Here is a 12,425-nt window from a genome sequence, read left to right as displayed (position 1 = left end):
GCATAATCGGAATAGTATTTCTCATTGTATCGTTTTCGTAAGAACTTGTTTCATAAGCCGGATACTTTCCTTTGCACCTAATTTAAGAAAGGTTAAATAACTAATTCCGAATTCTTTTAGCACATCCATCGGCCATTTCCAATTATTATAAGCCAGTTGGACAAGTCCCGGACCGAGGACAAGTCCTAAGAGGCCCAAAGAGGTAAATGTTAATGATAGAAATTGAATCAGCAGTACGAATCCCCCGGAAATAAGAGAGATTTTAAAAAAAGGCACGCTATTATTAGATAAAATAATTCCGGCGAAATTTCCATGATTATTTTCCAAAAGACTTATAATGCAATATAAAACAAGAATAGGCAGGGCTGGGAGTATCGCATTTGAATGTATGAATATAAGTAATTTAGGTACTATAAATATCATAAAGAAAGAACCGCAGAAAAACAAGAAATAAAATACAACCATCGAGAAGGCAAATCTCTTGGTCAAGGACAACATGTCTTTTTTTACACGATAGGATGCAAATGTGGGGCCTTGTACGGAAACAAATGTGTTGGATATGGTTGAGATGACTCCCATCAGTTGTAACATTAAACCATAGGAGGCGACTTCTTCCATCGATAAATAGATACCGGATAAAAATAACCCTACCCGCGCAACAGCAAATCCGCCAAGTGATACCAAACCTATTCGTTTGGAGTTATACCATATGATTGAAAAGAGTTCTTTTATTTCTCTCTTTTCAATTTTAATGCCTGCTATTTTATGCTTTAAATCTTTTGTATAAAAATAGATATAGGAAATATACCGGCCAAGAAAAGGAGAAATCAGGTTGGCTACAGCTAATCCGATAAGCCCCCACCCGGCGTAAATTAATCCGATGGTTAATAAGAGATAAAGCGTTTTTGACGTAATGGTTGCGATTTGCGATTCCTTAATAAATCCTTTACCGATCAATAACGAATTATAATATGAAAAATAAATATTAAAAAACACGGATAAAGAATATAATACCCAAATGACTAAAGTATGTTTGACTGTCACAAAATGATCGGTAACTTCCCATATATAAACGGTACCTATTGTCAGAAGAAAGAAGAGGGCTATGCTCGCTATTCTTTTGTATACATACTTTGCCGTATAGATTAATGTCGTCAGTAAACGGTAATCCACTTCCCTGTCGTCATCAGAGAAGTCAACTCCTTCCTTTTTTAAGGTTTTGGCACCGCTAAAAACATAGGTAATATTCCTTCCAAACTGCGGGGAAAAGCCAAAATCAAACAGCATAACTAACGAAGAGATAGTTATCATTAAATAATTCAATCCGATTTCTGCGTTTGACAGCCTAAGAATAAAAGGGAGAACTAATAGGCCTGAACCGATTGATACCCCCTGAGCGAGATAGCTCCAAAACACATCTTTTTTAGTTATTAATATAGGATTGGTTCCCACAAAAAAGTTTTATTTAGATTACGCAAATATCCGTTTTTATTCCGGCAAACTACTCTTTTTCTTTATCAATCTTAGCGATATTAACAAACTGAAGATACTTCGTATCATTTAACAGCCCAAATGTGAGAAAGTTGAGTATCTTGAATTTTTTAGAGTCCGTTTCGTTTATACCTTTTTGATATAATAAAGTATATCCTGCATCTTCAAACATTCTTTTCATGCTTTTGCGAGTGAAAAAGCGGAAATGAGTTGAATCTAAAATGCCCCAATCTTTATATTCCCAGTCCTTGAGAACAAGTAATTCGTATAGATTATGGATATATCTCACATTAGGTATAGAGGTTACAATAACACCCTCTTTTGATAATTTAGGTTTTATTAATTGTAATACCATCGTCGGTTCGAGTAAATGTTCCAAGACGTCATTAAAGGTAATGCAATCAAAATAATTGTCCGGTATTGAATCAATTTGATCTTCAATCTTGCCAATCAAGACATGATCTATACACTCTTTTGCTTTTTCGGCAACCTCGCCTTGTACTTCAATGCCCCACGTCTCAGCTCCTATCTGTTGTTTGATAAACTTCAAGAATACTCCCTGGCCACATCCGATATCCAAAATGGTTTTAGTCTTTTGCGGTATATATACCGCAACTTCCGGCCTTGCTTGAGTATAATATTCAATGATTTTCTTCATCTCTTTTTGTTTTTATAGTTTATGTTCATAACATGAACATAGAATAAACAGGGTTGATTCATCTCTTTTTCTTTTAATGCCAGTATAATCCAGATCCTAATAGATGAACATAAATAGCAGGCAAAAGTATTCCAAATAATCCATATATGAAATATTTAATAATATTACGATTTCAATAAGAAATATTCAATTTAACGACCAAGTATACTCCGCAATAAACAATTCACTGAAAGTTCCTTTTTGTTTTACGGACAAGCCTTTTTAAAAATTGATTTAATAATAGTGCAGGCTTATGGCAAAATGTAAACCCCGAATTCGCTAAAAGGCAAAATACTTTTTTCCCAAAAGGAATCTTAGCTCTTATAATTTGCTCATTGGCAAGAGGTAATTCGTCCTTCCATTTTTTAGAATCGAACGTTTTTCCATAAAACAAATACTCGTTCTTGGATTGTAATTTTGTAAATACAATTCCATCATTAAACCTCTCATCATCCGATAATAAAATTGATATTTTTTGGGCCACAAGGATTTGTCCCTCGATTCTTCGATATGAAATCGAACTTACTAAAGAATCATCCCTTTCAACATAATGATAATAGGCTTTGTCCAAATAAGAAATTTCAGGATGTTGGCTGAAACAGCAGATGGAAAAATAAAGATCTTCCCATACATCAACGCCCGGAATGAAATTAATCCGGTTTTCTTTAAAAATAGAGGTTGCAATCAGTTTATTCCATAGGCTCCCATGCATCCGGTGCATTAGCATAGAATAGATGCATTCTACACTGGATTCTCCGAAATCCTGTTTTTCTATATGGGAATCCCCATTCTTTTCCATTATAAAATCACAATAGACAATTCCCGCCTTTGTCCTTTCTGCACAAGCATATAATTCGGAGAGCATATTGGCATCTATGTAGTCGTCGCTATCGGCATGTATCGTATATTGTCCGTTTACATTCTCTATTCCCACTTGCCGGGCCGAACCGACTCCTCCATTCTCTTTATGAAAAACAACCACCCGGTTGTCCTGCCGTGCATAATTCTCGCACATCTCCCCGCTCTGATCCTCGCTCCCGTCGTCTATTAAAAGCAGTTCAAAGTCACGGAAAGTTTGTACTAATATACTATCTATACAGCGGGATAGTGTTTTCTCTGCATTATATACCGGTATAATAATTGATATTTTAGGATTTGAGGAATAAGCCATTTCGGTTTTATTACGATCTTTTCTTACATTAACGCCAATCTATCCGGAAAATTATTTGAGAGCCTTTTTAATTACAGGAAGTCCGCTTTCTTTTAACCATAATTAAGCCGGTCTCATCCGTATTAATTTGACACTAAATATTACCCCTGACTCATTGGAAAAGGCCGGATAGAACAGTGATCAGTATACTAATAAATGGATAAATGAACTGCCAATCGAGTCCGCCAGCGGACTCGATCCTGTTTTCAGCATGCAGGCCAAACATTTAAACTCCTGTTTTGTTCGGCAGAAGCTCCAGCTTCTGTCGGTGATAAAAGCGAGGCTCCCGCCTCGCAATGATTCTCCTTTTTTAAGGATAGGCAAAGCAGAGGCTTTGCTTCCAACACGACGGAGTGAGGGCACTCCGCCCAACAAAGGAGTAAATTCGTTTGTTTCGTTCACCATACTCGTTTTTTTATTATACCATGATGGGCCTGGTGGCCCACCATGGTGAACCACCAGGCTTACCAAGGTTAACCTGGTGACTAACCTTGGTAAAATAATAAGTTGAATCTATCGTTGTACGGATATGAGTATTTATTGGGACTGTTTTCCAACTGTTGATTATAAAAATGCCCTATAATGAATATTTCTTACCAGTTGTTGATTCCCTATAATATATTTCTTAAAAAGTTTCCAGCGACAGGTAAAATAGCTAATTTAACAGTAAGAGAATATCAGGAACCATTTCTTCTTACTACATTTACAAGTGACATATTGATGTAGTTTCAGTTAACCTCAGGAATTCTGCTATATACCAAGAGGAATTGAATATGATTTTCTGAGGTATACTATATAACATAATTTGCGGTTTCCGCTCGATGTTATACGGTTCTTCTATCGCGGCCGGTACCAATTTTGATACATCCAGACCATACTCACATAATAAATCTATAAACATTTAAACACGAAATCATTTAGGATATTAAAAATTCTCCTTTTTATACTTCTATGTTTGTGTGTATTACAATAAAAATAGAGGTTATGTATGTGTATTATTCATAATTGGCACCTGTGAGAATAAAAGATATCAAATGATTGCAAAAACAATAAGCCCCATTAAGATATGATTTATGCCATTAACTATGCAAACGAGTTATATGAAACTGAGCGTAAATTCAATACCAAGACCGCCTATTCAAAAGGCCGGGTTGATGTTGTGATAGAATATTCTCCCAATGACATAGAGGAAGCGTTCAGAGAAAAAAACAAGAAGATACTTGCTTATAAACGGGGAGCAGGACTTTGGTTGTGGAAACCATATATTATCCTTAAAACTTTAAGACAAATAAACGAAGGCGATTACTTATTTTATTGCGATGCCGGAGCCTTTTATGTAAATAGAATCCAGCTTCTAATCGATTGCATGGAAAAAAATAATCAAACCGTCATGACATTTGAATTGCCTCTTTTAGCAAGGCAATTTACTAAAAAGGAAACCTTCCATTTGATGAACTATGCTAATTATGAACAAAACCAAGTATTAGCGAGCTACCTGCTTTTAAAAAAATGTGCATTCTCAGAACAACTTATTTGCGAATGGTTGGAGTACTGTTGTGATGAAAGGATTATCTCTCCGCGTTATTTCCGGCCTGACATTGCGGAGTTCGACGATTTTGTGGAACACCGTGAAGATCAGTCTATTCTTTCCATAGTCGTTAAGAAACACAATCTCCCCGTTTTCAGGGATCCGTCCAATTATGGGGACAGGCCCTGGGAATATGCGTCAAAGAATTGGTTGTATGTACCGAAAGAATATCCTAACTCTATTTATTGCAAAGTGCTCGTAAGCAATAGAAAGAACAATCCGCTGCTATATAGATACAAAGAAAAGTTTAAAACGGTTTTAAACAAACTGGGCCTTTATACCCAAAGTTATTATTTCAAGAAGCATGGGATAAATGAGAATTTAGAATAAATCATAGACAAAGCTATTTAAGGCGATGGGGTTAAGTGCCAAACTGGAGATAGGTAATTTAGGTAAAGTTGTTTTGTGTTAAGGCTCGAAGGGACCCATACCATCCAACTGGGCATTACTTCCGGGAGAGAAATCTGGTCTAATTTTTACGGGATAGAATTTGAGTGAATAAGGCGTTCGAAGTGTTCGCGCCATTTCCGCCAATTCAAACGATCGGCATAGGCCGTCCGGCAACCTTCGACCAAACGAGGAAGTTCTTTCTTTTCCATGACGGATTGAATCCGGGCGGCAAACTCTTCTCCCCCGGCACTCAGGGGTAGCCGGTAGCCGTTTACGCCATTCCCCACATAACTGGGGATACCTCCGGTGTCGTAGGTAATGATCGGCAATCCATAGGCTGAAGCTTCGCAAAAGGCGATGGCGGAACATTCCGCCCGTGTCGGTAACAAAAGTAGATCGGATTGGCGAATGACCGATATGAATTGCCGGTATTCCTCCGGATCACTTTTACGCAAAAAGCCGTGCGCTTGGATAAAGGCCTTCTTTTCATGCTTTTGGGGAACGTCCGTGCCCATCACATGAAGGACGGAAGGTATCCCCATCCGGTTTAAAGCCTCCACACAATCGACGGCTACGTCACCTCCTTTCCGGTCCCAATCGACTCCGAGAAACAGGAGATTCAGCTTGCCGCCCGAAAAATGTACTTTCTGTTCCGGGATATCTTTTTCTTCCACATTCGCCCCAAATTCTATCAGGACGACTTTCGACGGGTCGATCGAATAGTCCCTGACGACCGATTCTTTGCACCAGTCCGACGAAACAATGATCCGCCACGCTTTATCCAAGGCTTTCTGTTCGAGAAGATTGCCTTGCCTGACATTAAAAGGCAGAAAATTACTGACCAACGGATAGTAATTATAGAGAGAAGCAAAAGTTGCATCCGTCAAGTAAATAATGGGTTTATCCGTTTCCAATTCATACAGGATGCAGGAACCGCCGGGGAGAAACAACAGGTCTACGGACTCCAGCAGTTTCCGGTCGACCGAGCGGGAAATTTGCCGGGCAACGGGTATCGTATGGTAAAACGAGTATCGCTTCCCCGTTAATCTGGTGATTATAAACAAGAATACCTTATAACAATAAGATAGGAAATTCACTTTGAAAGGGATCCATACGACCTCCACATCGCATTGGAATATTTGCTCGTACAATTTATTGGTAGTCCCCGACCAGGCACTCTTATCGGTTGGCGCCGCTTCCGAAACAAAACCGATCTTTGTTTTTCCCATAAAGAAAGAATTATAACGTCATTGCAACAAAGGTAAGAAAAAATACAACATGCTTTTTTATTTTGATTATTCCTTACCTTTGCAAAAAATGGTTATGGCAGAGGTAGGAAAATATAATAGACTGAAGGTCGTCAAAGCGGTCGACTTCGGGTTGTATCTGGACGGCGGGGATGGACAGGAGATCTTATTGCCCACCCGTTACGTACCACAGAATACCGGAGTTGGGGACGAAATTGAAGTTTTTATTTATCACGATAATGAAGGACGGTTGATCGCGACTACTGCCCGCCCTAAAGCAACAGTCGGTGAATTTCAATTCCTGCAGGTGAGGGAGGTGAACGAAATCGGAGCTTTCCTCGATTGGGGAATCATGAAAGATTTGTTCGTTCCTTTCCGCGAACAGCGATCGACCATGCAGGCTGGCCGTTGGTACACGGTTTTCATCCGCATAGACGAGGTCACCGGACGTATCATGGGAACCGCCCGCATTGAGAAATACCTCAACAACACGCCTCCCCCCTATGAATACAACCAGGAGGTACAATTGCTGGTCTTCGAGGAAAATGAATTCGGCTATAAGGCCGTCATCAACAATCTCCATTCCGGGCTTATTTACCGCGACGATGTCTTCCGGAAGATAGAAATCGGGGAACATCTGAAAGGATACATCAAAGAGATCCGGGAGGATGGCAAAATCGACCTAAGCATCGTTCCGCTCGGCTACGCAAAAGTGGAAGGCATTGCCGGCATGATCCTCGAATCACTGCGGCTGCACGGCGGCTTCCTTCCGGTCGGCGACAAAAGCGATCCGGAAGAAATCCATGCACTCTTTCATTGCAGCAAGAAGGCGTTCAAGCAGGCGGTCGGCGCCCTCTATAAGCAAAAGAGAATCCTCCTGGAGGCGCAAGGCATCCGCTTGGCCTAAGCGCTGATGTCTTTGCACAAGTCCTTATCGCCGAGATCCAGGTTTGTCATCTCTTCGGTAGGGATAAAAGTATAACCCGGATATTCGAAAATCCGGAAACGCGGTTCGGTTTCTCCTTCCGAATAATTCCAGATGGAAGCATATTCGCGGACATCCTCTCCCATTGCCTGCAATTCCCTGAGATAAGCGGCAATGGATTTATTTTCCACAATATAAATATCCGCCATCCGGTCGATAATCGGACTATGCCGGCGGCTGTGGTCGTGGCTGAACTTCAGAATCCGCTTGCCGTCTTCCGTCAATCCGACGGTACGGAACGTCATACTTTTACCGATAGCCGGCAGGTTCAGGACGCTCCGGTCGGTTGAAGCAAAGAGCAGTCGGTTCTCTTTCAGGAAAGCTGTAAGGCTTTTGTCGAGCGACTCCGGTTGACGGATAATCCGGTTTAGTTCTTCCTTCTTCTCTTCCGGTACCCGTCCGAAAATCTTCTCTTCCCGCTGTTCCTGCAGCGAACGGCCAATCGGGGTAAACACTCTATAATTCTCCATGAAACCTTTCACCGAAAAAGTATAATAACAGACGACACCTTCCTTGTTCAGCGTCTGGCGCAATTTTGCCGTATGCCCCCTTCGGGAAGCGGAAACCGTATAGACCAACTGGTTCGTCAGGATCCAGCCCGCCGAACGGATCGCCCGGATCGCCCGCCGGGCTTCCGGTGTCACTTCCAGCGGAGACTGGAAATGCGTCTGCAGGAAAAACTGGGATACTCCGACAGCCGAAGCCTTTTCCTTGAATTCCCGCAGGATACCGACCAGCTCGTCCGTAACACGGAAAGGCAGGTAAGCCGGAAGGCGGGAGCCCAGCCGTACCCGCTGAAGTTCCGCATACTTCTCCCCGTCCGGGCGCTTCTCGTTGGCTTTCCGTTTGCGTACCGCCATCGTATAGACAGCCTCCAATATTTTTCGCAGCGTACTGTCCTGGCTCATCAAGGCGTCTCCGCCCGTAATGAGAATATCCCGTAGCTGGGTATCTTCCTCAAAATAATGCATCAGCCTCCGCAGCTTCTTATCCCATGTCTCTTTGGGCTCCAGCGCCTCGAAATCGAAGTTCAGGCGCTCGCTTTGGAAATCATACATCCGTTGGCAGGAAGCGCAAAGCCCTCCGCAGGCCCGCCCCATCGAATCCGGGATCAGGATAGCGACTTCCGGATAGCGACGGTGGATATTATGCCCTTCGGGCAACAACCAGCCGGCGGCATTCGGTTTTCCCGCTTCCACGACATCCTCCTTTTCCCAGGCCTTGATCCGGCCGTAGGTATCGACCAGTTTGTCGGAATAAAGGATATAGGTGCGGATTGTCGCATCGTCGTACCCCTCCTTTTCAATGTTCAACAGGGATAGGTAATAAGGTGTAACAAAGAAAGGCATACCCTTTCTTTTCGCCCTCATCAACGTCTCTATCACTTCGTCCGGAAGCGAATTGCCCAAGAAGGCGTCCAGTTCCGTCGGGCTTTTAATTGCCATTGCCAGGTGAAAACGGCTGGTTTCCCACCATTCGCGGACACGCGCCGTTTTTTCGTCTTCAGTCATATCCGGCTCGAATTGGTATTTCGAATGGCCGGAAGCCCTTCGTTCTATCTTGCGGATCAGTCCCTTTATAATCCTCTTTTTGTTTTTCTCCCGGACGGCAATCACCTCTTTATCCAATCCGGTAGGCCAGCGGCTCATCTGCTTTTTCACCGTCTCGCATTCCGGATGAACTGCATGGGGATGTTCCAACTCAACAAACTGATGATACAAATCAAGAAACAAATCGGGGGAAACAGGCGTTTCCAATTCGCCCCGCAGAAACTGCCAGAAATAAGTGAATGTATGGATCGGCAGGGATTCCCCGGTGGATAATTCGTCTACCGTCCGGTTGTCGTACCGAATCAGAAGGCGTATCCGCTCTTCCGCCGCTTTCCTTAATTCATAATCTTGCTCATTCGTCGAAACATAGGAGGATATATAAGAGGACAAGGCCTTTTTGAATGATACCGCATCTTCATTCTCAATGGCCAATGCTATCAATTGCGGGAAATCACAGTTGAATAATTCCCTGCAGAATGATAAATCGGACAATAGGTAATCTTTTTTTACCATAGTTATTCCTCTTGTTATGTTTAATGGTTAATAATGTATCCGTATGGACAAGTAGACAAATATAACAATTTTCCTCGGAAAACAAAGGTTTCCCAAGCCTATCCCTTACATTTTAACAGAAAAATAACAAAAAAACAAGAAAAACAGAGAGGGGAGGTCAATTCAGTTTACGAACCAAAACTTTATCTATACGGGCGCCGTCCATGTCCACGATCTCAAATTCGAAGCATAGCCAGGTTAGCTTTTCTCCGGTTTTGGGCACCCGTTCCAGGATCTCCAGGATCAATCCGCTCAACGTATTGTAATCATGCTCGTTGTACAGGTCTTCCATATCGAAGTATTCGAGGAAATCATAGAAGGAATATTGCCCGTCCACCAGCCAGGTACCGTCGCTACGCTGCACGATTTCTTGTTCTTCCCCGACTTCCTGCACCTGTCCGATCAAGGCCTCCATAATATCCTTCAGGGTAACGATCCCCTGTATGCCGCCGAATTCATCCGTCACCAGGCTATACTTCACCCGCGCCTTCTTAAACTGCTCCAACGCATTATAAACGCTCAGGTTCTCAGGTACGAACTGGGCCGGGCGAATTGCCTGCGTCAAGGAGAAATCACTTTCGTCTATCCTTCCGAAAAGGTCTTTCAGGTAGACGACCCCCACGATATTATCGAATCTTCCGGAAGCGACCGGATAGATATTATACAGGTTCTCCTTTACCTTATCCCGCACCGCATCCGTATTGTCGTTGAGATCCAGCCAGACCAGATCGCTGCGGTGCGTCATGATGGAACCGACATTCCGATCCCCCAGATAGAAAACACGCTCTACGAGATCCTGCTCGACCTCCTGCACTTCCCCGCCGTCGAATCCTTCCCTTACGATCGCCTTGATTTCTTCTTCCGTCACCTTGTTATCCACCGATTTTCCGATCCCCAGCAAATTGACGACCAGATTGGTACTCCTGGACAATAGCCAGACGAAAGGCGAGCCGATCAGGGAAAGAATCGACATCGGCTTGGCCATCAACATGGCGACCTGTTCCGCACGTCCCATCCCGATCCGTTTGGGCACCAGCTCTCCGAGGATCAACGTAAGATAAGTGACCAGCACGACGATCGTTATTTTTGAAATACCCAAGGCATATTCCTGCAAAAAAGAAACCTGCCCGATCAGAAAAGCCAAATCGCCGGCAAAAGCCTCCCCCGAATACAATCCGGTCAAAATCCCGATCAAGGTGATTCCTATCTGGATCGTCGATAAGAAACGATCCGGTTCATTGGATAATTTCAAGGCCATCTGAGCAGACTTATTCCCTTTTTTGGCATCCATTTCCAAGCGGGACTTTCGAGCAGAAACTAAGGCTATTTCAGACATGGAGAAGACTCCATTTAATAAAATAAGGCCGATAACAATCAATATTTCCATTCAGAGACTCTTTCTTACATCTAATATGAGTGAACGAAGATAATAATAAAAATAGAAACGAAGGCTTTAATGCAGATTGAAAAGAGAAAAAGCAAGTCCTGGCCTCGTTATTACACTGCCCAATGCAGGTCGTAAGGTAAAAGATCGGGGCACTCCCCCCATTGAATAATCCGATCGGCATAGCGCCTATCGTTCATAGTTCATAGTTAAAAGAAAGCATTTATGTTTCTTGTTTAAAAAAAATATCTAACTTTGAAGGCTGAATTAAAAACAGGAACGAGAGATGATCGATAAGATAAAATCTCTGCTTCGTGAAGTGGAGAATTTGAAGGCAGCGAATGCAGAGGAACTGGAGTCCTTACGGATTAAATATTTAAGCAAAAAAGGCGAAATATCGCAGCTTATGAATGATTTCCGTAACGTAACGGCAGACCAGAAAAGAGAAGTCGGCATACTTTTGAACCAGCTGAAAGAGGAAGCGCAGCAACGGATCGGCGAACTGAGGGAGAAATTCGAAAATGCGTCTGCCCATGACCGGAAAATCGATTTGACCCGCACCGCTTACCCGGTTCCATTGGGAACACGCCACCCGCTTTCGATCGTAAAAAAAGAGATCTGTGACATATTCGCCCGTCTGGGTTTCAGTATAGCCGAAGGACCGGAAATAGAAGATGACTGGCACGTATTTACCTCGTTGAATTTCGCGGAAGATCATCCGGCGCGAGACATGCAGGATACCTTCTTCGTCCAGCATTCGCCGGACATCCTGTTACGTACCCACACCTCTTCCGTACAGACGCGGGTGATGGAACGGCAGCAGCCGCCCATCCGCATTATCTGCCCGGGACGCGTCTATCGCAACGAGGCCATCTCTTATCGCGCGCACTGCTTCTTCCATCAGGTGGAAGCTCTGTATGTCGACAAGAACGTATCCTTTGCGGATTTGAAACAAACGCTTCTCTACATGGCGAAAGAATTATTCGGGACGGAGACGAAAATCCGCCTGCGCCCGTCTTACTTCCCTTTCACCGAACCTTCCGCTGAAATGGATATCTCCTGTAACCTGTGCGGAGGAAAGGGATGCGCCTTCTGCAAACATACCGGTTGGGTGGAGATCCTCGGTTGCGGAATGGTAGATCCGAATGTGTTGGAGAATTGCGGCATCGATAGCAAGATATATTCCGGATATGCTTTGGGCATGGGAATAGAAAGAATAACGAACCTTAAATATCAAGTGAAAGACTTGCGCATGTTTTCGGAAAATGATATCCGTTTTCTGAAGCAGTTTGAGTCGGCCAATTAAGTTGTATACCTAAAATCCATTACCA

Annotated in this window: 10 protein-coding genes; 3 read left to right on the top strand and 7 right to left on the bottom strand. The window is 43.1% G+C overall.

Annotated features, from left to right (window positions below):
• Positions 1 to 21: 21 nt before the first annotated feature.
• From wzx to BQ8014_RS05260, 4 genes are all read right to left on the bottom strand, one after another.
• On the bottom strand, positions 22 to 1,416 hold the full coding sequence (wzx, locus tag BQ8014_RS05275; RefSeq protein ID WP_304528736.1) for an O-unit flippase-like protein: 1,395 nt from the start codon (positions 1,414 to 1,416) through the stop codon (positions 22 to 24).
• A gap of 85 nt (positions 1,417 to 1,501) precedes the next feature.
• The gene (locus BQ8014_RS05270; RefSeq protein ID WP_080903452.1) at positions 1,502 to 2,149 is read right to left on the bottom strand and encodes a class I SAM-dependent methyltransferase; all 648 of its coding nucleotides are present in this window, start codon (positions 2,147 to 2,149) and stop codon (positions 1,502 to 1,504) included.
• Positions 2,150 to 2,372: 223 nt separating this feature from the next.
• Complete coding sequence (locus BQ8014_RS05265; protein ID WP_080903451.1) at positions 2,373 to 3,359, bottom strand: glycosyltransferase family 2 protein; 987 nt, start codon at positions 3,357 to 3,359, stop codon at positions 2,373 to 2,375.
• 180 nt (positions 3,360 to 3,539) lie between these two features.
• Positions 3,540 to 3,803: a hypothetical protein gene (locus BQ8014_RS05260; RefSeq protein ID WP_080903450.1), complete on the bottom strand. Its 264-nt coding sequence runs from the start codon at positions 3,801 to 3,803 to the stop codon at positions 3,540 to 3,542.
• Positions 3,804 to 4,464: 661 nt separating this feature from the next.
• Between BQ8014_RS05260 and BQ8014_RS05255 the strand changes: the two genes are divergently transcribed.
• On the top strand, positions 4,465 to 5,316 hold the full coding sequence (locus tag BQ8014_RS05255) for a hypothetical protein (protein ID WP_080903449.1): 852 nt from the start codon (positions 4,465 to 4,467) through the stop codon (positions 5,314 to 5,316).
• Between the two features lie 146 nt (positions 5,317 to 5,462).
• Here the strand turns inward: BQ8014_RS05255 and BQ8014_RS05250 are convergent, their stop codons facing one another.
• Positions 5,463 to 6,605, bottom strand: coding sequence for a glycosyltransferase family 4 protein (locus BQ8014_RS05250; RefSeq protein ID WP_080903448.1), 1,143 nt, complete (start codon positions 6,603 to 6,605; stop codon positions 5,463 to 5,465).
• A gap of 94 nt (positions 6,606 to 6,699) precedes the next feature.
• On the opposite strand from BQ8014_RS05250, the gene BQ8014_RS05245 reads away from it, so the two are divergent.
• On the top strand, positions 6,700 to 7,530 hold the full coding sequence (locus BQ8014_RS05245; protein ID WP_080905828.1) for a CvfB family protein: 831 nt from the start codon (positions 6,700 to 6,702) through the stop codon (positions 7,528 to 7,530).
• On the opposite strand, the gene BQ8014_RS05240 is transcribed toward BQ8014_RS05245, so the two are convergent.
• Both BQ8014_RS05240 and BQ8014_RS05235 read right to left on the bottom strand, forming a co-directional pair.
• Entirely contained in the window at positions 7,527 to 9,671 is a 2,145-nt protein-coding gene (locus BQ8014_RS05240; protein ID WP_080903447.1) for a KamA family radical SAM protein, read from the bottom strand. The genes BQ8014_RS05245 and BQ8014_RS05240 overlap by 4 nt on opposite strands.
• Before the next feature lie 157 nt (positions 9,672 to 9,828).
• Positions 9,829 to 11,097, bottom strand: a complete 1,269-nt coding sequence (locus tag BQ8014_RS05235; protein ID WP_080903446.1) for a hemolysin family protein — start codon at positions 11,095 to 11,097, stop codon at positions 9,829 to 9,831.
• Between the two features lie 283 nt (positions 11,098 to 11,380).
• Between BQ8014_RS05235 and pheS the strand changes: the two genes are divergently transcribed.
• Positions 11,381 to 12,400: a phenylalanine--tRNA ligase subunit alpha gene (gene pheS / locus BQ8014_RS05230; RefSeq protein ID WP_080903445.1), complete on the top strand. Its 1,020-nt coding sequence runs from the start codon at positions 11,381 to 11,383 to the stop codon at positions 12,398 to 12,400.
• Positions 12,401 to 12,425 lie beyond the last annotated feature (25 nt).

The organism is Parabacteroides sp. Marseille-P3160, assembly GCF_900162725.1.
GTDB lineage: Bacteria > Bacteroidota > Bacteroidia > Bacteroidales > Tannerellaceae > Marseille-P3160.
The sequence above is the reverse complement of the archived record's forward strand: the minus strand, read 5'-3'. Positions and strand labels throughout refer to the sequence as shown.

Coding starts and splice junctions, on each gene's coding strand:
- BQ8014_RS05245 (WP_080905828.1), top strand. CDS start 6,700: ATGGCAGAGGTAGGAAAATATAATAGACTGAAGGTCGTCAAAGCGGTC.
- BQ8014_RS05235 (WP_080903446.1), bottom strand. CDS start 11,097: ATGGAAATATTGATTGTTATCGGCCTTATTTTATTAAATGGAGTCTTC.
- BQ8014_RS05255 (WP_080903449.1), top strand. CDS start 4,465: ATGATTTATGCCATTAACTATGCAAACGAGTTATATGAAACTGAGCGT.
- BQ8014_RS05240 (WP_080903447.1), bottom strand. CDS start 9,671: ATGGTAAAAAAAGATTACCTATTGTCCGATTTATCATTCTGCAGGGAA.
- BQ8014_RS05260 (WP_080903450.1), bottom strand. CDS start 3,803: ATGGTGAACGAAACAAACGAATTTACTCCTTTGTTGGGCGGAGTGCCC.
- pheS (WP_080903445.1), top strand. CDS start 11,381: ATGATCGATAAGATAAAATCTCTGCTTCGTGAAGTGGAGAATTTGAAG.
- BQ8014_RS05250 (WP_080903448.1), bottom strand. CDS start 6,605: ATGGGAAAAACAAAGATCGGTTTTGTTTCGGAAGCGGCGCCAACCGAT.
- BQ8014_RS05265 (WP_080903451.1), bottom strand. CDS start 3,359: ATGGCTTATTCCTCAAATCCTAAAATATCAATTATTATACCGGTATAT.
- BQ8014_RS05270 (WP_080903452.1), bottom strand. CDS start 2,149: ATGAAGAAAATCATTGAATATTATACTCAAGCAAGGCCGGAAGTTGCG.